The organism is Streptomyces sp. NPDC033174, assembly GCF_055577795.1.
In genome coordinates this window covers 372,382-394,914 of the sequence record NZ_JBVIPQ010000004.1, presented here as the reverse complement: position 1 = coordinate 394,914, position 22,533 = coordinate 372,382, and the positions used below count along the sequence as shown (strand labels likewise).

General features: G+C 73.1%; 21 protein-coding genes and 1 pseudogene. 13 read left to right on the top strand and 9 right to left on the bottom strand.

Translation table 11 applies throughout. The features are described from left to right. Positions 1-20: 20 nt before the first annotated feature. From cobM to ACZ5VC_RS15380, 3 genes are read right to left on the bottom strand one after another with little or no spacing between them, the layout of a single operon-like run. Positions 21-770, bottom strand: a complete 750-nt coding sequence (cobM, locus tag ACZ5VC_RS15390) for a precorrin-4 C(11)-methyltransferase (RefSeq protein WP_469120535.1) — start codon at positions 768-770, stop codon at positions 21-23. Next, the gene (gene cbiE / locus ACZ5VC_RS15385; protein WP_469120534.1) at positions 767-2,002 is read right to left on the bottom strand and encodes a precorrin-6y C5,15-methyltransferase (decarboxylating) subunit CbiE; all 1,236 of its coding nucleotides are present in this window, start codon (positions 2,000-2,002) and stop codon (positions 767-769) included. The genes cobM and cbiE overlap by 4 nt, the downstream gene beginning before the upstream one ends. A 33-nt stretch (positions 2,003-2,035) precedes the next feature. After that, on the bottom strand, positions 2,036-2,176 hold the full coding sequence (locus ACZ5VC_RS15380; RefSeq protein WP_469120533.1) for a DUF6126 family protein: 141 nt from the start codon (positions 2,174-2,176) through the stop codon (positions 2,036-2,038). A gap of 120 nt (positions 2,177-2,296) precedes the next feature. Here ACZ5VC_RS15380 and ACZ5VC_RS15375 point away from each other — a divergent pair, with 120 nt between their 5' ends. Then, a complete protein-coding gene (locus ACZ5VC_RS15375; RefSeq protein WP_469120532.1) occupies positions 2,297-3,373 on the top strand; it encodes an LLM class flavin-dependent oxidoreductase in 1,077 nt (358 codons plus the stop codon). Between the two features lie 4 nt (positions 3,374-3,377). Beyond that, complete coding sequence (locus ACZ5VC_RS15370) at positions 3,378-4,010, top strand: FMN reductase (protein ID WP_469120531.1); 633 nt, start codon at positions 3,378-3,380, stop codon at positions 4,008-4,010. Between the two features lie 231 nt (positions 4,011-4,241). Here ACZ5VC_RS15370 and ACZ5VC_RS15365 read toward each other — a convergent pair whose 3' ends face one another. Genes ACZ5VC_RS15365 through ACZ5VC_RS15355 form a run of 3 tightly spaced genes read right to left on the bottom strand, consistent with a single transcriptional unit; the run spans position 4,242 to position 6,150 of the window. Continuing rightward, positions 4,242-4,637 (bottom strand): hypothetical protein, encoded by a 396-nt coding sequence (locus tag ACZ5VC_RS15365; protein WP_469120530.1) that lies wholly within the window; start codon positions 4,635-4,637, stop codon positions 4,242-4,244. Positions 4,638-4,675: 38 nt separating this feature from the next. Beyond that, the gene (locus ACZ5VC_RS15360; RefSeq protein WP_469120529.1) at positions 4,676-4,822 is read right to left on the bottom strand and encodes a hypothetical protein; all 147 of its coding nucleotides are present in this window, start codon (positions 4,820-4,822) and stop codon (positions 4,676-4,678) included. After that, positions 4,819-6,150 (bottom strand): aminotransferase-like domain-containing protein, encoded by a 1,332-nt coding sequence (locus ACZ5VC_RS15355; RefSeq protein WP_469120528.1) that lies wholly within the window; start codon positions 6,148-6,150, stop codon positions 4,819-4,821. Before ACZ5VC_RS15355 ends, ACZ5VC_RS15360 begins: the two co-directional genes overlap by 4 nt. 94 nt (positions 6,151-6,244) lie before the next feature. Between ACZ5VC_RS15355 and ACZ5VC_RS15350 the strand changes: the two genes are divergently transcribed. The 9 genes and pseudogenes from ACZ5VC_RS15350 to ACZ5VC_RS15310 all read left to right on the top strand — a co-directional run bounded on the left by ACZ5VC_RS15350 (position 6,245) and on the right by ACZ5VC_RS15310 (position 14,888). After that, positions 6,245-7,072 (top strand): alpha/beta fold hydrolase, encoded by an 828-nt coding sequence (locus tag ACZ5VC_RS15350; RefSeq protein WP_469120527.1) that lies wholly within the window; start codon positions 6,245-6,247, stop codon positions 7,070-7,072. Positions 7,073-7,109: 37 nt separating this feature from the next. After that, complete coding sequence (locus tag ACZ5VC_RS15345) at positions 7,110-7,541, top strand: DUF7144 family membrane protein (protein WP_469120526.1); 432 nt, start codon at positions 7,110-7,112, stop codon at positions 7,539-7,541. Positions 7,542-7,623: 82 nt separating this feature from the next. Then, on the top strand, positions 7,624-8,412 hold the full coding sequence (locus tag ACZ5VC_RS15340; RefSeq protein ID WP_469120525.1) for an ATP-grasp domain-containing protein: 789 nt from the start codon (positions 7,624-7,626) through the stop codon (positions 8,410-8,412). 55 nt (positions 8,413-8,467) lie between these two features. Further along, a complete protein-coding gene (locus tag ACZ5VC_RS15335; RefSeq protein WP_469120524.1) occupies positions 8,468-8,896 on the top strand; it encodes a hypothetical protein in 429 nt (142 codons plus the stop codon). Positions 8,897-9,066: 170 nt separating this feature from the next. Continuing rightward, positions 9,067-10,050, top strand: a complete 984-nt coding sequence (locus tag ACZ5VC_RS15330; RefSeq protein WP_469120523.1) for an endonuclease/exonuclease/phosphatase family protein — start codon at positions 9,067-9,069, stop codon at positions 10,048-10,050. 18 nt (positions 10,051-10,068) lie between these two features. Further along, a complete protein-coding gene (locus ACZ5VC_RS15325; protein WP_468709134.1) occupies positions 10,069-10,305 on the top strand; it encodes a DUF2630 family protein in 237 nt (78 codons plus the stop codon). A 46-nt stretch (positions 10,306-10,351) separates the two neighbouring features. After that, positions 10,352-12,227 (top strand): annotated as a pseudogene (locus ACZ5VC_RS15320) (FUSC family protein). A gap of 185 nt (positions 12,228-12,412) precedes the next feature. After that, entirely contained in the window at positions 12,413-13,900 is a 1,488-nt protein-coding gene (locus ACZ5VC_RS15315) for an APC family permease (RefSeq protein ID WP_469120522.1), read from the top strand. Between the two features lie 19 nt (positions 13,901-13,919). Continuing rightward, entirely contained in the window at positions 13,920-14,888 is a 969-nt protein-coding gene (locus ACZ5VC_RS15310; protein WP_469120521.1) for a hypothetical protein, read from the top strand. Positions 14,889-14,927: 39 nt separating this feature from the next. Here ACZ5VC_RS15310 and ACZ5VC_RS15305 read toward each other — a convergent pair whose 3' ends face one another. Next, positions 14,928-16,988, bottom strand: coding sequence for a PhoX family protein (locus ACZ5VC_RS15305; protein ID WP_469120810.1), 2,061 nt, complete (start codon positions 16,986-16,988; stop codon positions 14,928-14,930). A gap of 272 nt (positions 16,989-17,260) precedes the next feature. Between ACZ5VC_RS15305 and ACZ5VC_RS15300 the strand changes: the two genes are divergently transcribed. After that, entirely contained in the window at positions 17,261-18,715 is a 1,455-nt protein-coding gene (locus ACZ5VC_RS15300) for a VWA domain-containing protein (RefSeq protein ID WP_469120520.1), read from the top strand. Here the strand turns inward: ACZ5VC_RS15300 and ACZ5VC_RS15295 are convergent. After that, complete coding sequence (locus tag ACZ5VC_RS15295) at positions 18,712-19,881, bottom strand: sensor histidine kinase (RefSeq protein ID WP_469120519.1); 1,170 nt, start codon at positions 19,879-19,881, stop codon at positions 18,712-18,714. The two genes, ACZ5VC_RS15300 and ACZ5VC_RS15295, sit on opposite strands and share 4 nt — an antisense overlap. Continuing rightward, a complete protein-coding gene (locus ACZ5VC_RS15290) occupies positions 19,878-20,531 on the bottom strand; it encodes a response regulator transcription factor (protein WP_469120809.1) in 654 nt (217 codons plus the stop codon). Before ACZ5VC_RS15290 ends, ACZ5VC_RS15295 begins: the two co-directional genes overlap by 4 nt. A 134-nt stretch (positions 20,532-20,665) precedes the next feature. On the opposite strand from ACZ5VC_RS15290, the gene metG reads away from it, so the two are divergent. Further along, positions 20,666-22,276: a methionine--tRNA ligase gene (gene metG / locus ACZ5VC_RS15285; RefSeq protein ID WP_469120518.1), complete on the top strand. Its 1,611-nt coding sequence runs from the start codon at positions 20,666-20,668 to the stop codon at positions 22,274-22,276. The last annotated feature ends 257 nt before the right edge of the window (positions 22,277-22,533 follow it).

The following is a 22,533-nucleotide window of genomic DNA, read 5'->3' as shown; positions in this document are numbered from 1 at the left end:
CGGGCCGGCCTCGGACGGGCTCAGCAGACGTGCCGGTCCCGTTCCGGGTCGTACAGGTGGCTGTCCCGGAACTGGGAGGCGGCCAGCGTGCGGCCCACCAGAATCACCGCCGTTTTCGTGATCCCCGCCGCCTTGGTCTGCGCGGCGATGTCGTCCAGGGTGCCCCGCAGCACCACCTCGTCCGGGCGGCTCGCCATCGCGACGACCGCCGCCGGGCAGTCGGCGCCGTAGTGCGGGAGCAGTTCGCCGACGACCCGGTCGACGTAGCGGGCGGCCAGGTGCAGGACCAGGAGCGCGCCGCTGCGGCCCAGGGTCGCCAGGTCCTCGCCGGGCGGCATGGGGGTGGCCTGCTGGGCGATGCGGGTGAGGATGACCGTCTGGCCGACCGTGGGGACGGTCAGCTCCCGCTTGAGCGCGGCGGCAGCCGCCGCGAACGCGGGGACGCCGGGGACGACTTCGTAGTCGATGCCCTCCGCGTCGAGGCGCCGCATCTGCTCGGCGACCGCGCTGAAGACGGACGGGTCCCCGGAGTGCAGCCGGGCCACGTCCTGGCCCTCCGCGTGCGCGCGGACGATCTCGGCGACGATCTGGTCCAGGTCCAGCTGGGCGGTGTCGACGAGGCGTGCGTTGGGCGGGCACTCGGCGAGGAGTTCGCGGGGGACGAGGGAGCCGGCGTACAGGCAGACCCCGCAGGACGCGAGCGTACGGGCGCCGCGCACCGTGATCAGGTCGGCGGCCCCGGGGCCCGCGCCGATGAAGTAGACGGTCATGCTGATGCTTCTTTCTTGGTGACGGACCACTGGGTGACCGGCATCGCCTGGCGCCAGCCGGTGAAGCCGCCCACCGGGACGGCGTGGGCGACCGCGAGCCGTACGAGTTCGCCGCCGTGCGTCCGGTACCGGTCGGCGAGCAGCGCCTCGGACTCCAGGGTGACGGTGTTGGCGACCAGCCGGCCGCCCGGGGGCAGCGCGTCCCAGCAGGCGTCCAGGAGACCGGGAGCGGTGAGCCCACCCCCGATGAACACGGCGTCGGGCGCGGGCAGTTCGGTCAGCCCGGCGGGGGCTGCGGCGGTGACGACACGGAGGGCGGGGACACCCAGGGCGGAGGCGTTGCGGGCGATGCGGGCGGCCCGCTCCGGGTCCCGCTCGACGGTGATCGCCCGGCAGGAGCGGTGGGTGCGCATCCACTCGATACCGATCGAGCCCGAGCCTCCGCCGATGTCCCACAGCAGCTCGCCGGGCGCGGGCGCGAGCGCGGCGAGGGTGGCGGCGCGGACGTGGCGCTTGGTGAGCTGGCCGTCGTGCTCGTACGCCTCGTCGGGCAGTCCGGCCGAGGCGCCGAGCCGCAGGGCGCCGGGGGCGCGTACGCAGTCGACGGCGATGACGTTGAGGGCGTCGCCCGGAGCCCGGTCCCACGTGTCGGCGGTTCCGTGCAGCGCGTTCTCCCGCTCGGAGCCCAGCTGCTCCAGGACGGTCAGCCGGCTGGGTCCGAAGCCCCGCTCGCGCAGCAGCCCGGCCACCTCGCCGGGTGTCGTGGCGCCCGCGCTGAGGACGAGGAGGCGCCGCCCGTGGTGCAGGGCGGCGGCCAGGGACGCGAGGGGCCGGCCGACGAGGGTGACGGTCCCGGTGTCCTCCAGGGGCCAGCCGAGGCGGGCGCAGGCGTACGAGACGGAGGAGGGGTGGGGCAGGACCCGGAGGCGGTCCGCGCCGGCGATCTCGGCGAGGGTGCGGCCGATCCCGTAGAACATGGGGTCGCCGCTGGCCAGGACCGCGAGGCGGCGGCCGGCGTGGGCGGCCAGCAGACCGGGGACGGAGGGGCGCAGCGGTGTGGGCCAGGCGATCCGTTCGCCGGCGCACTCGGCGGGCAGCAGGTCCAGCTGACGGGGGCCGCCGAGGACGGCTTCGGCGTCACGCAGGGCGGCCCGGGAGGGGCCGGGGAGGCCGTCCCATCCGTCCGCGCCGATCCCGACGACGGATATCGCTGGTGGGGGTACGGAGCTCACGTCGGCGAACTCTACGGGAGGGGTATGGGACGCCTACCTCTGGGCGTTCTCACCGACGTAGAAGAGGAGCCAGACGAATCCGGCGAAGGCGTGCGTGGCGAAGACGTACACGAAGACGCGCAGGGCGACGCCGCGTTCCTTCCAGCGCTCGTGGTCCCCGTCCTTCTCGCTCATGGGGACCAGGGTACGGGCCGGGGAATAGGGGCGCGGGCCGTGCGGTTGAGAGGGTCAGTTTAAGATTCAACCAAATAAAGCAGACGGATCCAGCCGGATCGCCCGCGAGAGGTGAGCACGATGCAGTTCGGGATCTTCACCGTCGGTGATGTGACGACCGACCCGACCACCGGTCGTACGCCGACCGAACACGAGCGGATCAAGAACACGGTCGCCATCGCCCTCAAGGCGGAGGAGGTCGGTCTCGACGTCTTCGCGACGGGTGAGCACCACAACCCGCCCTTCGTGCCGTCCTCGCCGACGACCCTGCTGGGCCACATCGCCGCGCGCACCGAGAAGCTGATCCTCTCCACGTCCACGACGCTGATCACCACCAATGACCCGGTGAAGATCGCCGAGGACTACGCGACGCTCCAGCACCTCGCCGACGGCCGCGTCGACCTGATGATGGGCCGGGGCAACACCGGCCCGGTCTACCCGTGGTTCGGGCAGGACATCCGCCAGGGCATCCCGCTCGCCATCGAGAACTACGCCCTCCTCCACCGGCTGTGGCGCGAGGACGTCGTCGACTGGGAGGGGAAGTTCCGCTCGGCGCTCCAGGGCTTCACCTCGACCCCGCGCCCGCTGGACGGCGTCCCGCCGTTCGTCTGGCACGGCTCCATCCGCTCCCCCGAGATCGCCGAGCAGGCCGCGTACTACGGAGACGGCTTCTTCGCCAACCACATCTTCTGGCCCAAGGAGCACACCGAGAAGATGGTCCGCCTCTACCGGCAGCGCTACGCCCACTACGGCCACGGCACTCCCGAGCAGGCCGTCGTCGGTCTGGGCGGTCATGTCTTCATGCGCAAGAACTCCCAGGACGCGGTACGGGAGTTCCGGCCCTACTTCGACAACGCGCCCGTCTACGGGCACGGCCCGTCCCTGGAGGAGTTCAGCTCGCAAACCCCGCTGACCGTCGGCTCCCCGCAGCAGGTCATCGACCGCACCCTGTCCTTCCGCGAGTACGTCGGCGATTACCAGCGGCAGCTGTTCCTGCTCGACCACGCCGGGCTCCCCCTGAAGACTGTGTTCGAGCAGCTCGACATCCTCGGCGAAGAGGTCGTGCCGGTGCTGCGCAAGGAGTTCGCCAATCTGCGACCGGCCGGTGTGCCCGCGACCGCGCCGCTCCACCCCGCCGTACGCACCCAGGAGGCCTGACCCCATGCACACGCTGCCCACGCTGAAGCTGGTGGCCGTATCCGCCGGTCTGAGCCGGCCGTCGTCCACGCGGCTGCTCGCCGACCGGCTCGCCAGGGCTGCCGAGGAGCGGCTCACCGAGCGGGGCCGGCCGGTGGAGGTCCAGGTCGTGGAACTGCGCGACCACGCCGTCGACATCGCGAAGAATCTGGTCACCGGCTTTCCGTCGCCCGAGCTCGGGGCCGTCGTCGACGCGGTGACCGGCGCGGACGGGGTGATCGCCGTGTCGCCCGTCTTCACCGCCTCCTACAGCGGACTCTTCAAGTCGTTCTTCGATCTGATCGACCCCGAGGCGCTGAGCGGGAAGCCGGTCCTGATCGCGGCGACCGGAGGCACGGCCCGCCACTCGCTCGCCCTCGACCACGCGCTGCGGCCGCTGTTCGCCTATCTGCGGGCGCTGGTCGTGCCGACCGCGGTGTACGCGGCGTCGGAGGACTGGGGCTCTGGCGGCGACGAGTGGACGGCGGGCCTGCCGTCCCGGATCGACCGGGCCGGCGGCGAGCTGGCGGAGCTGATGGAGGCCCGTCCGGCTCCGGCTCGGGAGGAGGACGAGGTCGTCCCCTTCGCCGATCAGCTGGCGGAGCTGCGCCTGAAGTAGCGGGCGGCGAACCAGGGTGCGGGGGCGGACTTCGATCGGGTTCGCCCCCCGCCTGTGAGATCCCGGGGGTCGGAGTTCGCTCCACCCGGTCTCCGACCGCGGCGGGGTGTGCGCCAGACGGGCGACGGCCCTCCGCGGGCGGAGGAGCCCCGCCCGCGGAGGGCCGTCGTACGCGTTCGGTTCAGGTGCCGCGCACGCTCGGGTACCCGTCAGCGCAAGCTCGGGGACCCGTCACTCGCGTGTGTAGAAGACGTAGAACGCCACACAGAACATCGCCGCGGCCATCGCGAGCGCCAGCGCCGTCGACTGGAGCACGCTGGCGTGGGACAGGCTGAAGAGGAAGCCCACCGCGATGCCGGTCAGCGCGGCGTAGGCGGCGGCCCGCAGCTCGCGCGGCAGCGACTTCTGCGTACGGCCCAGGAGGAAGCATGCCCCGGCCAGGACCGCGCCCGAGACCACGCCGAGCACGACGATTCCCCAGGTGATGACCCCGCCGCCGCGCTCGACGGCCGCCGTGTACAGGCCGTAGATCACGCCCAGAGTGAGGGGCAGCGCCCAGCCGAGTGCGCTGTGCCGGGCCCGGTGCCGTGCTTGGTGCCGCGGGGGCACCACTGATTGTGTGGCCATGGCAGGAGCTCCTTCGCGCTCGGACACTCTCACTTCCCTCAAGGGCACACCCGGCGGCGGCGGCAGCGCAAGTGGATCAGGCCCCGGCCCCTGGCCGTACCGGCGCCGAGGATCTCCAGCTGCCCGAGGTCGTGGTCGAGGACGTGCAGCCCGGCGGGGTCGGTGAGGGCGCGGTGGTCTCTCATGGGCGGTCCGTCAGGGAAGAGACAAGGCCGGCGAGCCGGCCGAGCGCGTCGGCCAGGATCCCGGGCGGCGGTGACGCCAGACCGATCCGGACCGCGTCCGGGGCGCTTCCGGAGCCGACGGCGAACGCGCTGCCCGGGGTCACCGCGACGCCCTCGGCGGCCGCCGCGGCGACGAAGGTCTCGGCGCGCCAGGGCGCGGGAAGGCGCCACCAGCAGTAGTACGCCCGGGGATCGGTGACGAGGTCGAAGCGGCCCAGGTGACGGCTCACCAGGCGGTGCCGCGCCTCGGCGTCGGCGCGCTTGGCGGCGACGACCTCGGCGACCGTCCCGTCCTCCGACCAGCGCGTGGCCGCCGCCAGCGGGAAGCCGGCCGCCGTCCACGCGCCGGACCGCAGGGTCTGGGCGAGGCGCTCCCGGTGGGCGGCGGGCGGCACGAGATAGCCGACGGTCAGACCCGGGGCCAGCCGCTTGGAGAGGCTGTCCACCAGGATCGTGTGCTCGGGAGCGTGCGCGGCCAGCGGGGCGGGGGAGTCCGGCGCGAGAAAAGCCCAGGTGGTGTCCTCGACCGCGGTCAGTCCCGACTCCCGCAGCACGTCCGCGAGGTCCTGGCGCCTGCGCTCCCCCGCTGTCAGCGCGAGCGGATTGTGCAGGGTCGGCTGGACGTAGACGGCGGCGAGCGGCGCGGTCCGGTGCGCGGCGGCCAGCGCGTCGGGCCGCATTCCCTCCTCGTCGACCGCGAGGGGCACGAGCCGTACGCCGAGCCGCTCCGCGACCGCCTTGACCAGCGGATATGTCAGCGCCTCCACGCCCAGCCGGCCGCCCGGCGGTACGAGCGAGGAGACAGCCGCCGCGATGGCCTGGCGGCCGTTGCCGGCGAAGAGCACCCGGTCCTCGTCGGGCACCCAGCCGGCCCTCGCCAGGACGGTGGCCGCGGCGGCGCGCGCCCCGGGCGTACCGGCCGCGGCCGCCGGCCGGGTCACCTCCGTCAGCACGTCCGGGCGCGCCAGGGCGGCGAGCGCCCGGCCCATCAGCTCCGACTGGCCGGACACGACGGGGTAGTTGAGCTGGAGGTCCACGGGGGCGACCCCGGCGGCCTCGGCGAGCGCGGGCCCGGGCTGCGGCGGCGCCGCCCGGACGAAGGTGCCGCGTCCGACCTCGCCCACGACCAGGCCCCGGCGGACCAGCTCCCCGTAGACCCGGATCGCCGTGGACGGCGCGATCCGGTGGCGGCGGGCGAAGGCGCGCTGGGTGGGCAGCCGGTCGCCGGCCCGCAGCCGCCCGGCGGCGATGTCGGCCGCGATCCGGTCGGCGATCCTCCGGTAGTCCATACGCCCCTCCCGCGTCGTGCGCCGCCCCGACGGCATTGCACCGAGAGCAAAGATTTTATTGCACCGAGTCAGGAGGGCTGCCTAGCCTCGGGCCATGCCTTCCGCGCAGATCAACGGAGTTCCCGTCGGCTACGAGGACGAAGGCACCGGCCCCGCGCTGGTCCTGGTCCACGGCCATCCCTTCGACCGCACCATGTGGCAGCCGCAGCTCGCCGCGTTCGCCACCACCCACCGGGTGATCGCCCCCGACCTGCGGGGCTACGGCACCTCGGGCGTCACCCCCGGTCTCACCCCGCTGTCCTTGTTCGCCGACGACATCGTGGCTCTCCTGGACCACCTGGAGGTGGACCGTTTCGTGCTCGGCGGCCTGTCCATGGGCGGCCAGATCGTCATGGAGTGCTACCGCACCCACCCCGACCGCGTCCGCGGCCTGATCCTCGCCGACACTTTTCCCGCCGCCGAGACGCCCGAGGGCAGGGCCGCGCGGAACGCGCAGGCGGACCGGCTGCTCGCCGAGGGGATGAAGGGGTACGCGGACGAGGTCCTGGACAAGATGGTCGCCCCGTACAACACGCACGCGGCGCCCCACGTCCTCCGGATGATGCTGAACGCCCCGCCCGAGGGCGCGGCGGCCGCGCTGCGCGGGCGCGCCGAGCGCCCTGACTACCGCGAGCTGCTCACCCGGGTCACGGTCCCGGCCCTGGTGGTGGTCGGCCGCGACGACACCTACACGCCGGTCACGGACGCCGAGGCGATGCACGCCGCGCTGCCGCAGTCGACGCTCGCCGTGATCGAATCCGCGGCGCACCTGCCGAATCTGGAACGCCCCGAGGAGTTCAACGCGGCACTCGGGGACTTCCTGGCCACGCTCGACGCCCCCGGGTCCGCTACGCCGGGCGCGTCGCCCGAACGGCCCAGCTGAAAGGTCGACCCGGCGGATCCGCCCGACCATGAGTTCCATGAGCCAGAACACCGCACGCTCCCGGCCCACCCGCACCTCCGACCCTGCCCACGACGGCTGGGCCGCCGGAGGCACCCTCTTCGCCGGCATCCTGATGCTGGTGACGGGCATCCTGGACGTCTTCCAGGGCATCGCGGCGATCGCCGAGGACGACGTCTACACCCGCATCGGCGACTACGTCTTCGCCTTCAACCTCCCCACCTGGGGCTGGATCCACCTGATCCTCGGCATCGTTCTCGCCGTCACCGGCTGGGGCATCCTCAAGGGCGCCGAGTGGGCCCGGGCCGTGGGCATCGCCCTGGTCGCGCTCAACCTGGTGGCCCAGTTCCTGTTCCTGCCGTACCACCCGGTGTGGGCGGTGTTCGGGATGGCCGTCTCGGTCTTCGTCATCTGGGCCCTGGCGACGGGCGGGACGCGGCACACGGTCTGACCTCCGTCCCGACGTAATACGGAAGGAACCGGCACCCGAGGCGCCGGTCCCTTCCGCGCACGGCCTCCGTACGCTCGGCGTCATGCGTGACGACACCGGGCGCGGGATCGCGTCATCCGGGCGGCCGCCCACCCTCTTCCTGCACCCGCCCCGCACCAGCACCGCCGAACTGCTGGGACAGGCCGCCGTCCGACGGGGCTTGCGGGTGACCGGGGCCGTCGAGCGGGCGGCCGGGGAAGGGGTCCACTGGTACGGAGGGCCGCTCGCCGCCGACCGGATGGCCGACCGCCTCGGTGTCGGCCTGCTGGAGCCGGACGACGGCTGGCTCACCCGGCTGCCCCGCCAATGGGTACGGCGGGACATCGGGCTGACGACGCTCGGCGCGGCCCGCGAGAGGGACCGGCCCGCGTTCGTGAAGCCGCCGTCGGCCAAGCACGACTCGCTGCCCGCCGCCGTGTACGCGGACGGCACCCGGCTGCCGCGCGACCTGCCGGACGACACTCCCATACTCGTCAGCGGTGTCGTCTCCTTCGCCGCCGAGTACCGGCTGTTCGTCCTCGACGGGGAGGTCGCCTCGGGCAGCCGCTACGCCGTCCACGGACGCCTCGACCCCGCGCCCGTCGACGCACGGGCCCAGGACTTCGCACGGGCGTTCCTCGACGCGTGCGCGCCGTCGCTGCCCAGTGCCACCTGTGTGGACATCGGGCTGCTGGCCGATGGCGAGTGGGCCGTGGTGGAGGCCAACATGCCGTGGTTCGCCCACAGTTACGCCGCCGACCCCGGCCGCGTCCTCGACGTGGTGCTGCGGGCCGCCGGTCCCCGGGACCGGGTCGGCGACGCGGACCGGGGGTTCCTGCGGCAGACCGGATGACCCGTCCGACCTCCCAGCGATGGCGCCCGCCGTGCCCCGGCCGCACCGTGGAGGGATGAGAGCCTGCCGCAGCGCCGTCGCCCCGCTGACCGCCGCCCTCGTCCTGGCCGCCGGGGCCGTCGGGTGCACCGAGGAGGACCGGGCCAGGGTCGGGGAGAGCGTCGCGTCCGCGACCGCGGACGCCGCGTCCAGGATGGCCGAGATCAAGGACGGGGTGGACGGGAAGGCGGACGTGCGGGCGGGAGCGGTCAAGGCCGACGGCGACCGGACCACCGCCGCGGTCACCGTCACCAACAGCACGGACAAGAGCGCCGACTACACGATCGCCGTGAACTTCCGCGACAGCGGCGGGAATCTGCTCGACACCGTCGTGCTGAACGTGAACGACGTCCCGACGGGCGAGTCGAAGACCGGCACCGCCCGCAGCAACCGCTCGCTGAACGGGGCCACGAAGGCCGAGATCGGCCAGGCACTGCGGCACTGAGGGCGCGCCTGCGGAGCTTCGCCGCCGAGCCCGTCGAGGCATCCGGCCGGGGCCGGGCCGCCCGGCGGGCACCCGGCCACGCCGCGGGCGGCCCGCCAGGGACCCCGCCCGACGCCCGCGCAGGACACGGCGCCGCCCCCGCCGCAACCCCGGATCGCGCCACACCGTCCTTGGAGAGCGTGACGTCCTTGGAAAGCGTGAAGCACTCGTCGCGGGCGACCGCCTGGGCCGCCGCCCTGCTGCTCGCCGGGCCCGCCGTCGTCGTCGGATGCCGGCTGGCCGGCACGGACGGGATCACGCCCGTGCCGCAGCTGCTCGCGTTCCTGCCGTGGCTGACCGTCCCGGCCGGGCTCGCGCTGCTGCTGGCACTGGCCGCGAGGCGGGCTCTCCTCGCGCTGCTCTCGCTCGCCGTCCTCGCCGTCGGCGGATGGTTCGTCCAGCCGTACGGACCCAGCTCCACCGACGCCGAGGGCCCGGTCGTGGCGAAACTGCGGGTGCTCACCTCCAATGTGGAGTTCGGGCGGGCCGCCCCCGAACTGATCGAGGCTATCCGCCGGCAGCGGCCCACCACCGTCTTCGTGTCGGAGTGCGACCGCCCCTGCGCGGCCGCACTGGACGCGGCGCTGCGCACCGCCTATCCGTACCGGGCCCAGGTCGCCGCGGACGGATCCGCCGGGTCGGTGATCCTGAGCGTCCACCCGCTGACGGAGGAAGCCCCGGTCCCCGGCGTCATGGGGATGCCCGGCGCCACCGCACGGATCGGCGGCAGGGACGTACGCCTCCAGCTCGCGCATCCGATGCCTCCGCTGCCCGGCCGGACCGCGCTGTGGCAGAGGGAGCTGGGCCGGCTGCGGGCGTTCGCGGTGGAACACCGGGGCCGGCCCACCCTCCTCGCCGGGGACTTCAACGCCTCCGCGGACCACGCCGCCTTCCGCCGCGTGCTCGACGCCGGGCGGCTGCACGACAGCGCCCGTCTCACGGGCGCCCCCCGGACCCCGACCTGGCCGCGCGGCGGCCCGCTCCCCCCGTTCGCCCAGATCGACCATGTGCTGGTCAGCGACGACTTCTCGGTACGCGGCGTCCGCTTCCTGGACGTCGGCCCCTCCGACCACCGGGCCCTGCTGGCCGACCTCGACCTGCATGCCGGCGGCTGACGCGCCACGCTGGAGGACATGGACAACGAACAGATCCTGGGCACCATCGGCGACCTCGTCTCCGAGGAACGCGCCCTGCGCGACCGGGTCGGCGGGCTCTCGGACGAGGAGCAGGCACGGCTGGCCGGGATCGAGGTACAGCTCGACCAGTGCTGGGACCTGCTGCGCCAGCGGCGGGCGAAGGCCGAGTACGGCGACGACCCGAACTCGGCGGCGGTCCGCCCGGCCGCGGAGGTCGAGGGGTACGAGAGCTGAGCCCGGGCCGGGCCCCGGGCCGCCGCCCGCCCCCGCGAGGCCTCACATGACGACGGCAAGGACGCGGACCGCACGGCTCTCCCCGCCCCAGTGGCTGGTGCAGGGCCTGCGCCCCCAGCCCGCGCCCATCCCCTGGGCCTCGGTCGCCCGGGCCTCGGTCGCCCTCTCCGCCCCGCTCGCCGTCGGTCTGGCGGCGGGCCGGCCCTCGTACGGCGCCCTCGTCTCCATGGGCGCCCTCTCCGGGGTCATCGGTGACACCGCCGACGCCTACCGGATGCGCTTCCTGAACATCGCCGTCCCCCAGCTCTTCGGCGCGGCCGGCATCCTGCTCGGCTCGCTGGTGTACGGCGAGGGCTGGTTCGCGGTCGCGGCGCTCACCCTGGTCGCGCTGGTCTCCGGGATGATCTCGTCGATCGGCGCCATCGCCTCCGTATCCGGTCTGCTGCTGCTCCTCAACACCGTCGTGGGTGCCGGACTGCCCCTGCCGGGCCCCTGGTGGAAGGCGCCGCTGCTGCTCACCCTCGGCGGGGCGGTCGTTCTCGCGCTGACCCTGCTCGGCTGGCCGCTGCGCGGCGGGGTCCCCGAACGGGCCGCCGTCGCCGCCACCTACCGGTCCGTCGCCGACGTCCTCGCCGCCGCGGGCACCGACGCGTACGAGGAGAAACGCCAGGCCGTCACCCAGTCCCTCAACCAGTCGTACGACCTGGTCCTCGGCCGACGGGCCCGCGAGCACGGCCGCGCCCCGGTCCTGGTCCGGCTGCTCGCCCAGCTCAATGTGGTCATCCCGCTGGTCGAGGCCGCCCCCGCCGCGCATCAGCGGGCCAGGAGGCTCGGGCCGCTGCCGGAGGCGATCCCGGCGGCCGTACGGGAGCTGGCCGACGCCGTCGAGGAGGGCCGCACCGGGATGCCCGCGCTCGACCTGCCGCCGCCGGCCACGCCGGCCGAGCGGGCCGTCGACCACGCCCTGCGGCACGCGGCCACCGTCGTGCACGCGGCCGAACCCGACGCCTACAACGTCGACGACCGGCTCGGCCGGCCCGCGGCACTGCGGGTCCGGATCCGGCGGGCCGTGCGCGGGGCGCTGCTCTCCGGGGCCTCGTGGCGGTACGGGCTGCGGCTCGCGCTGTGCATCGGTCTCGCCCAGTCGCTGGTGTCGCTGATCGACGTCCCGCGTTCGTACTGGGTCGCCCTGACCGTCACCTTCGTCCTCAAGCCCGACTTCGGGTCGGTCTTCTCGCGGGCGGTCATGCGCGCCTTCGGCACGGCGGCCGGTCTGGTCGTCGCGGCGGCCGTGCTCGCCGAGGTGCCCCGGGGGTGGTGGGACGTGCCGGTGATGGTGGTCCTCGCCGCGCTGATCCCGGCGTTCTCGGCCAAGGGGTACGCCTTCCAGACCGCCGCGATCACCCCGGTGATCCTGCTGCTGTCCGATCTGCTGAACCGGCAGGGCTTCGGCCTGGTGCTGCCCCGCTTCTGGGACTCCCTCATCGGCTGCGGGATCGCGCTGGTCGCCGGATATCTGCTCTGGCCGGAGAGCTGGCGGACCCGGATCGGCGACCGGCTCGCCGACGCCGTCGCCGACACGGCCTCGTACGTGTCCCACGCGTTCGGGCCCGTCAGCCCCGGTGCCGACCGGGCCGCGCGCCGCCGCCTGGTGGCCCCTGGTCGTCGCCGTCGAACGGATCGTGGACGCGACGACGGCCGCGCGGGTCCGCGTCGACCACGGGGCACCGCCACCCGCGCCGGTCGAAGTCACCGCCGTCATCGACCAGTTGCGCGCTCTGGCGGACGGCCTGCGCACCAGTGACGTCCTGGTCGGAGTACGGGCCGAACCGGAAGGCGACGACGAGGGCGTTCTCGCCCCGCTGCGCCGGGAGGTGCGGGCGGCGCGGGCGATCGCCGCGCCCGGCCCGGTGGCGGGATAGCCGCCCGCCGACCGGGGCGTCCCGGGAAAACGGAATCCTCCACACCGCCGTCACCGCATTCCACCCGGGCGACTACGATGCGCACGATTCACCCCACGCGCGCCCGGCGCCCCACCGGTCCGACCGTGCGCACTCTTCTCGTCCTGACTTACCGCCACATGACGTGCCACACGAGGACATTCGCCATGCGCAAGAACACCGGCAGAGACACTGGCAGAGGGCTGCAGCCCAACGTCCTCGGCACGTTCGACACCATCGTCATGGCGGTCGCGGGAAGCGCCCCCGCCTACTCCCTCGCCGCCACCACCGCCGTCCTCTTCGGCGCGGTCGGACTCGCCGGGCCGGCCGCGCTCCTCTACTGCGCGATCCCGATGCTCGGCATCGTCCTCGCCTACAGCCGCCTCGGCCGGATCGACGTCAACGCGGGCGCCGGATACTCGTGGGTCGGCCGCACGCTCCACCCGTTCCTGGGGTTCCTTTCCGGCTGGGCCCTCGTCGTCTCCGCGACGCTCTTCATGGTCGCCGGTTCGCTGCCGGCCGGGGCGATGACCCTCGCCCTCTTCGATCCCGAACTGGCCGAGCACACCGGTCTGTCCGCGGCGGTCGGCGCGGGCTGGTTCCTGATGATGCTGCTGGTCGTCCTCGGCGGCGCCCGGCTCACCGTGCGCGCGCAGCTCCTCATGTCCGGTGTGGAACTGGTCGTCCTGCTGGCGTTCATCCTCGCCGCGCTCGTCCACCGGGGCAGCGCCCGGGCCTTCGACTGGTCGTGGCTCGGCTTCGGCCACTTCGAGGGGGCGGGCGGCTTCGCCTCCGGCGCGCTGATCGCCGCGTTCTACTACTGGGGCTGGGACGTCACCAGCAATCTCAGCGAGGAGACCCGCGACAGCCGCCGCACCGCCGGTCTCGCGGCGCTCGTCGGCGTCGGCGTGGTCTTCCTGCTCTTCGAGGCGTTCACCATCGCGGTCAACGTCCTGCTGACCTCCGGGCAGATCAAGGAGAGCGGAGCCGGAGTGCTCGCCGCCCTCGGACAGGAGATCTGGCCCGGCGTCGGCGGGAAACTCCTCGTCGCGGCCGTCATGCTCTCCACGGTCGCCACCCTGGAGACCACCCTCATCCAGGTGACCCGCTCGCTGTTCGCCATGGGACGCGACCGCACCCTGCCCGCCGCGCTCGGCACCGTCCACCGCCGCTGGAACACCCCCTGGGTGGCGATCGCCGTGGTCGGCGGGGCCGCCGCGCTGATGTTCGTCGCGGCGACCGCCCTCGGCTCGGTGGGCGACATCCTCAGCGCGGCGGTCAGCGCCATCGGCCTGTTGATCGCGTTCTACTACGGTCTCGCGGGCATCGCCGCGGTCGTCGCCTACAAGTCGATGCTCCTGACGTCCGTACGGAACTTCCTGTTCGGCGGCGCCTGGCCGCTGCTCGGTTCCGCGTTCATGTTGTGGGTGTTCGCCGAGTCGCTGGCGGAGCTGTCGACCGCCTCCGTCGCGATCGGGCTCGGCGGGCTCGTGGCCGGGGTGGCGCCGATGCTCTGGTACTGGCGCAGAGGCAGCGCCTACTACCGCCCCGCGAAACTCGACGCGGCGCGAGCACTGGCGGCCGCGGAGCCGTACAACCCTTCGGGCCGCGGCGGTGGCAGTCGCACCGGCGAGGCCCTGGCCACCGACTTCTGACACCGAGGGAGGAACGTGGATGGCCTCTCGCCGCCGCCCCGCACGCTTCGTACCGGACTTCGACCCCGACTTCGGCGACCGCCCGCTCACCGAGGCTCGGCACGACATCGTCATCGGCCGCTGGCAGGGCGTCCGCGATCTGCTGCGCGCCACGGGCGACCACTGGCCGCGCCGCACCCACCGGCTGCGGCTGCTCTCCCACGCCGCGGCGGGCAGCTCCACCGTCGAGGCCTGGCGGGCGGCCGAACCCGACAACCCCGACGCGGCCGTGCTGCGGGCCGCCACCGAGGTCGTCCGGGTCTTCAACGAGGCGATCGCGGTGGGCCGGGGCACCTGCGTGGAGCGCGCGCGGCTCGACGCCGCCGTGATGGCGTGCCTCGGCGCGGCCGACGCCCGGCCCACTGACCCCATGCCCTGGGTGTCGCTGCTGACGGTGGCCCGGCTGTACGAGGGCGGCGTCGGGCGGCACGAACTGCGCCGCTGGTGGGACGAGTTGCGACGCCGCGACCCGTACAACACCGAAGGCCACGCCCAGCTGCTGCGCTACTGGTCGGCCCGGTGGCACGGCACGCACGGCGCCATGTACGACTTCGCGCGGGACGCCGCCGGGGTGGCGCCGCCCGGGTCGCCGCTGCCGGTTCTGGTACAGGTCGCGCGGGTGGAGGAGTACCGCTACATCGCCGAGGGATCCAGGGGCCGCGCTCCGGTGCGCGGCTTCGACCAGCACTGGAAGCACGAGCTGGCGGTGACGGAGATCCGGCGGACCTGGGAGCGCTGGATCGGCGGCCGCACACCGGGGCCGGTCGCGCCCGAGGAGGTCGCCGATCTCAACTATCTCGCGCACGCCGCCTGTTACGCGAACGAGCGGGAGATCGCCCGGGGAGTGCTCGGGCTCCTCGGGGCACGAGCGGCACCGGTGCCGTGGGCGTACACGGGCGAGCCCCGGGAGCAGTTCACCCGGTTCCGGGAGAGCGTGGGCGTGGTCTGAGGGCCGTCCGCTCGCACCTGACGCGGGGGCGGACTTCGGTCAGACGCCGATGCCGTTGCCGTCCGCGCGCCAGACGGCGACCACCGAGGGGCGGACGATCCGGCCCGGCCCGTCCGGCCACACCGACGCGGGCTGCTCGACGGACGCGCCGTCGACCTCGCCCGGGTGCTGCACGGAGACCAGGACACGGCGGTCCTGGACGAGCGGGCCACAGGTCTCGGCGCCGGCCGGGACGGTGAGGAACTGCTTCAGCTCACCGCGCCGCTCGCCGTGGGTGGCGACGGCGAACAGGCCGTCGTGCGAGCCGAGCTGGTTGCCGTCGGTGGAGATCCACAGGTTGCCGTACGGGTCGAAGGCGACATTGTCCGGGCAGGAGATGGGGCTGACCTTCTCCTTGGGGAAGCCCGCGAAGTACGTCGCCGGATCGTTCGGGTCGCCCGCGACCAGGAACAGACGCCACGCGAAACCGTCACTCGCCGGGTCGTCCCAGTGCTCGGCGAGCTCCAGGATCTGGCCGTGCTTGTTGGCGTTGCGCGGGTTGGCCTCGTCGGCGGGGGCCTTGCCGGCCGCGCCGCGGTCCTTGTTGTTGGTGAGCGCGACATAGACGCGGCCGGTGCGCGGCGACGGCTCGACGTCCTCGGGGCGGTCCATCTTGGTGGCGCCGACCTTGTCACCGGCGAGGCGGGTGAAGACGTACACCTCCTCGGCGGTCATCCCGGGGACGTGCGAGACATCGCCGGTGGCGAGCGGGATCCACTGGCCGCTGCCGTCGAACTCGCCGTCGTTCGGGAGCTTGCCCGTGCCGTCGGTCTCGGCGGCCGGGCTGTCGCCGGTGAGCTTGGCGACGTAGAGGGTGCCCTCGTCGAGCAGCGTGAGGTTGTGCTCGCGGGCGGCCCGGGAGTTCCCCTTCTTCATCCGCTTCGACGAGACGAACTTGTAGAAGTAGTCGAAGCGCTCGTCGTCACCCATGTAGACGACGGGACGGCCGTCCTCGGTGAGTCGCGGCTGCGCGGCCTCGTGCTTGAAGCGGCCGAGCGCGGTGCGCTTGCGGGGCGTGGAGTCCGGGTCGTACGGGTCGAGTTCGACGACCCAGCCGAAGCGGTGGACCTCGTTGGGCTCCTGTGCCAGGTCGAAGCGCTTGTCGAACCGCTCCCACTTGCGCTCGCTGGCGCCGGCGCCGACGCCGTAGCGCTTGTCCGTGGCGCTGGAGCCGCCTGCGAAGTACTGGTTGAAGTTCTCCTCGCCGTGCAGCGTCGTCCCCCACGGGGTGGTGCCGCCGGCGCAGTTGTTGAGCGTGCCGAGCACCTTCGTACCCGACGCGTCGGCCGAGGTCCGCAGCAGCGGCGACCCGGCGGCGGGGCCGGTGAGCCGGAACTCGCCGGTCGCGGTGAGACGGCGGTTGAGCGGGTGCCGCGTCACGGCGGTGAGCTTGCCGGTGCGGTGCTCCTCCTGGACGACGACGACCGACAGACCGTGCGCGGCCCAGGCGATCTCGACCTGCTCGCGGGTCGGGTTCGCGGCGTCGTAGCCCTTGAACATCAGGACTTCGTCGGTGTACTCGTGGTTCGCGACGAGGACCTGGCGGCCGTGCTCACCGCGCAGCGGGAGCAGCGAGAGAAAGTCGTTGTTGTAGCCGAACTGGCCGGCCTGGGCCTTCGCGGTCTGCTTGTCGGGGTCGAAGGCGGGGGCGCCGCGGAGAATCGGCTCGCCCCAGCGGATGACGACGTTCTGGGCGTAGCCGTCGGGGACGGTGACCTTGTCGTCCCGGTTGGGGGCCACGGGCACGAAGCGCAGACCGCGGGCCGCGTCCTTCCCGGGCCTGCCGCCGCGGCGGTCCTCGGCCGGGGCGGCGGCGACGGCGGGGGTGCCGCCCGCGCCGACGACCGCGCCGCCGGCGGCGGCCGCGACGGTGACCACGGCGGCGGCGCGCATCAGCGAGCGGCGCGAGTAGGCGCCGGCTATGACGTCGCCGACGTACTCGTTGTCACTGGTGTTGGGCACCTCGTGGAAACAGGCGTCGCCGCAGCGGAAACGGCAGGTCAGGGCGGAGCGCCCACCCGCGTGGGAGTGGGTGCTCAGCAGCGGCAGCAGATGGCGCACGTGGTCCTCCTCCGGCGCGATCCGCGCCGACATGGTGCCGACATGGTGTCGGTGTTCCGTCCGGCGGTGACGTTATGTGCGCTCATGTGCACCGCGGCTGCGGGAGGATGAACGAGGGATGAATCCAGGGCGACTGGGGCGCGATTGACGTAATTGACCCTTGCCTTTTGCCGACGCACGGGGCCGCTAACCTTACGTGTCCGCCCTGGCCAGGGATGATTCCTACCAGTACGGACATACACCGCACCCAACTCATGCGAAAGGCCTCGCCCATGGGCATTCGGAGCTTGCTGCGCAAGGTGTTTGGTCGCGACCATGCGGAGCGTAACGAGTCGGCGGCAGCCTCCGTCCCGGCCCAGACGGAACGCACGGCCCAGGACGCGCCCGCGCAGGCGTCGGTCCCCGCACAGGAACGACCCCGGGAGCAGGCGCAGGACGCCGCCTCTTCGCCGGTGGAGAAGGCGGCGGCGGACCTGGTGGCGGCCTCCTTCGACAACCCGAAGCCGCTCACGACGGCGACGACGGCACCGACGGTGCCGGCGGCGCGGGAGGAACCGGAGCCGGCGAAGGAGCCGGAGGCGGTGGTTTCCGCCACCGAGGAGCCGGCCGCGGAGCCGGAGGTGGTGGAGTCGGAGGCGGTGGAGTCGGTCGAGACGGCTGAGGCGGTCGAGACCCCTGAGAAGGTCACGGTGCCCGAGGTCCTGCCCGAGGCCGAGCCGGAGCCGGAGGCCGAGCCGGTCGCTCCGGAGCCCGAGGCCGTCGCGGCCCCGGAGACCCCCGAGACGGTCGAGGCTGCCGAGCCGGAGGCCGAGCCGGTCGCTCCAAAGCCCGAGGCCGTCGCGGCCCCGGAGACCCCCGAGACGGTGGAGGCTCCCGAGCCCGTCACGGAGCCCGAGACACTTCCCGAGCCCGAGCCCGACACGGTCGAGGCAGCCGAGACGGTCGCGGCCGTGGCGCCGGAGGCCGCCGAGGCCCCCGAGACCGTCGGGGAAGCCGCGCCGGAGACCGCCGCCACCGCCGGCAAGCCCGCTCTGGCCCTCGCCCGGGTCAAGAGCCGCGCGCCCCAGCTCGCCGACGCCTACAAGGCCGCCGGCGCGGTCCTCAAGAAGCAGGGCCTCACGGGCACCCGCGCCCGGGTGTACCTGGTGCTCGACCGGTCGCTGTCCATGCGCGGGTTCTACAAGGACGGGAGCGCCCAGCACCTCGCCGAGCAGACCCTCGCCCTCGCCGCGCACCTCGACGAGGACGCGACCGTGCCGGTGGTCTTCTTCTCGACCGAGATCGACGGCACCGGCGAGCTGACCCTCGACAACGTCGACGGCCGGATCGAGGTACTGCACGAGTCCCTCGGCCGGATGGGGCGGACGAACTACCACCGCGCCATCGAAGAGGTCCTGGCCCAGCACGAGAAGGCCGGCCCGCAGCGGCCCGCGTTCGTCGTGTTCCAGACGGACGGTGCCCCGGAGTCCCGTACGGCCGCCACCCAGGCGCTCGCCGACGCGGCCGGCAGGCCGGTCTTCTGGCAGTTCGTGGCGTTCGGCGAGGAGGACGCCAAGGGCTTCGACTACCTGCGCAAGCTCCAGGCGGAGAACGCGGGCTTCTTCCACGCGGGCCCGACGCCCGCCGAGACCCCGCACCCGGCGTTCTTCCGCGCGCTGCTCGCCGCCTGGAAGGGCGACGGCACGGACGACGCCGGCACCGGGGCCGACAGCGAGACGAAGGGCTAGGAGCCGGACCTCGCCGTCACCGGGAGCGTCACGGTGACGGCGAGGCCGCCCCCCTCGGGGCCCGGCACGGCCGTGACCGTGCCGCCGTGGGCCATCGCGATCGAGCGGACGATGGAGAGCCCGAGGCCCGCGCCGGGGCCCATCCGGTCCCGCCCCTCGCCCCGCCGGAAGGGCTCGAAGAGCCCGGGGATGTCCGAAGCGGCGACCGGCGGGCCCGTATTGGTCACGACCAGTACGCCGCCCTCCACGGCCACCTCGGCCCGCCCGCCCGGCACGTTGTGGGCGAGCGCGTTGGCGAGCAGGTTCCCCACCAGCTGGGCGAGCAGGGCCCGGTTGCCCCGTACGACCCCGCCGCGCCCCGCCACCGCCCGCAGCCCGTGCCGCTCGGCCTCCTCCGTGACGACCTCCCCCAGGTCGACGTCCTCGCGCTCCTCCAGACCCCGTTCGCTGCGCGCGAGCACCAGCAGCCCTTCGATCAGTCGCTCACTGCGCCGGTTGCTGTCCAGCAACACCCGCCTGGTCGCGGCGAGTTCGTCCGCCGACGCCGACTCGTCCAGGCCCACCTGGATCGCCGTACGCTGCGTCGCCAGCGGGGTCCGCAGCTCGTGGGAGGCGTTCGCGATGAACCGCCGCTGACTGTCGAAGGCCGCCTCCAGACGCCCGAGCAGCGCGTCGATCGTGTCGCCGAGCTGCTTCAGTTCGTCGTCGGGGCCGCTCGCCGCGATCCTCCCCCAGACCCCGTCCGAAGGGGCTCCCACGCCCAGATCGCGCTCGGACAGCTCGCGCGCCCTCTCCGTCATGGTGTGCACGGGGCGCAGCACCCGCCCCGCGGTCCACCAGCCCACGGCGACCGCGCACAGCGCCATCGCGAGGAGAGCGAACGACGACCAGATCAGCATCTGCTGCCAGGCCACGTCCTGAACGGTGTCGGTGAGCCGGTAGGCCATCACCCGCGAGACCTCCGACGCCTCCGACGCCTCGGACGCGGGGGAGGCGGGCATGAAGACCCCGGGGACGGACTCCGAGCGGAGTTCGGCGACCCGGTTCTCCGTCCCCGCCCGGGACAGCAGGTTCACGATCACCAGCAGGCCGGCCCCGAGGACCAGGAAGGCCCCGCCGTAGACGAGCGCGATCCGCGTACGGATGGTGGACCCCGGGCCGATCACAGCGCGTATCCCACACCCTGGACCGTACGGATCACGGACGGCTCCCCCAGCTTCCCGCGCAGCTTGCTCATGCAGACCCGTACCGCGCCCGTGAACGGGTCGGCGTGCGCGTCCCAGGCCCGCTCCAGCAGCTCCTCGGCCGAGACCGCGGCCCCGTCGGCCTCCAGCAGGATCTGGAGCACCGAGAACTCCTTCGGTGAGAGATCGAGGTCCCGGCCGTCCCGGGAGGCCGTCCTGCGTACGGTGTCCAGCCGCAGCCCGTCGCGTTCCAGCAGCGGCGGTACCGGACGGGCGCTGCGCCGCCGCAGGGCCCGCACCCGGGAGACCAGCTCGGGAAACTCGAAGGGCTTGCCCAGATAGTCGTCGGCGCCCAGGTCCAGGCCCTCGACCCGGTCCTCCACGGACGCGGAGGCGGTCAGCATCAGGATCCGCGTCCGGGACGCCCCGGCGACCAGCTCCCGCGCGACGTCGTCGCCGTGGACGCGCGGAAGGTCCCGGTCGAGGACGACCACGTCGTAGTCGTGCAGCCCGAGGTAGGCGAGGGCCGCGTCCCCGCTGTAGACGGTGTCGACGGCAAATCCCGCCCGCCGCAGCCCGGTGGCGACGAGCTCCGCGAGCACCTGCTCGTCCTCCGCGACCAGTACCCGCATGCTCTCGTCCTCGCTCACGCCGCCGCTCCCCCGTCCTCCCCGGATGAGCCTTTCTACGCGAGGGGAGGTTTCGCAAATGTCTCCGCCTCTTATCGATGTGAATGGATCTTCAACGGACCGTTAGGATTTCGACCATGGCGGCCACTGGATCCGAGAAGCAGGGGGCGAAGGCGTACTACGTCTCGACCCCCATCTACTACGTCAACGACGCTCCTCACCTGGGCCACGCCTACACGACCGTCGCAGGCGACGTGCTCACGCGCTGGCACCGTCAGCGTGGCGAGAAGGTGTGGTACCTCACCGGCACGGACGAGCACGGTCAGAAGATCATGCGCACCGCGGAGGCGAACGACGTCAGCCCGCAGGCGTGGTGCGACAAGCTCGTCGAGGAGGCGTGGAAGCCCCTCTGGGAGCACCTGAACATCGCGAACGACGACTTCATCCGTACGACGGAGAAGCGGCACACGGACCGTGTGCAGGAGTTCGTGCAGGACCTGTACGACAAGGGCGAGATCTACAAGGGCGGGTACGAAGGCCCGTACTGCGTGGGCTGTGAGGAGTACAAGCTCCCCGGCGACCTGATCGAGGACGAGCAGGGCGTGAAGCTCTGCCCGATCCACAAGAAGCCGGTGGAGATCCTCAAGGAGGAGAACTACTTCTTCAAGCTCAGCGAGTACGGCCCGAAGCTGCTTGAGTTCTACGAGGCCAACCCCGGCTTCATCCAGCCCGAGTCCGCCCGCAACGAGGTCCTGAACTTCGTCAAGCAGGGCCTGCAGGACCTGTCGATCTCGCGCTCCACCTTCGACTGGGGCATCCCGATCCCCTGGGACCAGAAGCACGTCATCTACGTGTGGGTCGACGCGCTCCTGAACTACGCGACGGCCGTCGGCTACGGCGCGAACCAGGAGAAGTTCGACGAGACCTTCCCGGCCAACGTGCACCTGGTCGGCAAGGACATCCTCCGCTTCCACGCGATCATCTGGCCGGCCATGCTGATGGCCCAGGGCCTGCCGGTCCCGGGCAGGATCGCCGCGAACGGCTGGCTGATGGTCGGCGGCGAGAAGATGTCGAAGTCGAACCTGACCGGCATCAAGCCGCAGGACCTGACCTCGCACTTCGGCGTGGACGCGTACCGCTGGTACTTCCTGCGGGCGATCGCGTTCGGCCAGGACGGGTCCTTCTCGTGGGAGGACTTCACCGCCCGCTACACCTCCGAGCTCGCCAACGACTACGGCAACCTCGCCTCGCGCGTCGCCGCGATGGTCGGCAAGTACTTCGGCGGGACCCTGCCGGAGGCCACGGCGTCCGGCGAAGCCGAGAAGGCGGTCGCGGAGGGCATGGCGAAGGCCGTGTCCGAGGCCGACCGGAAGATCGGCGAGGAGCTGGACTTCCAGGGCGGCATCCTGGCGATCTTCGACTTCGTGAAGCAGGTCAACGGCTACATCACGGAGCAGGAGCCGTGGAAGGTGGCCAAGGACGACTCGGACGAGGGCCGGGCCCGACTGGCGACGATCCTCTACACCGCGGCGGAGTCGCTGCGCGCGGTGGCGGTCCTGCTGAACCCGGTCATGCCGGAGACCTCCCAGGCCCTGTGGGACTCCCTCGGCGCCGAGGCGGCCGACCTGGGTCCGCTGGCCGCCCAGCGCGTCCAGGACGCGGGCACGTGGGGCCTGCTCCCGGTGGGCGCGACGGTGACGAAGGGCGCGGTGCTGTTCCCGCGTCTGGAGGAGCCGAAGAAGGACTAGGGCCTCCTGCGGGGACACGCGGGGGTCTGGGGGTCGCCCCCAGAGGACACAGCCCGCGTCTGGAGGAGCCGAAGAAGGACTAGGGCCTCCTGAGGCGCCAAGAAGGACTCGTCCGTACGGTGACGGGGACCCCCCCCCCCCCCCCCCCTCCCCCCCCCCCTTCCCCCCCTCCCCCCCCCCCCCCCCCCCCCCCCCCCCTTCCCCCCCCCCCCCCCCCCCCCCCCCCCCCCCCCCCCCCCCCCCCCCCCCCCCCCACG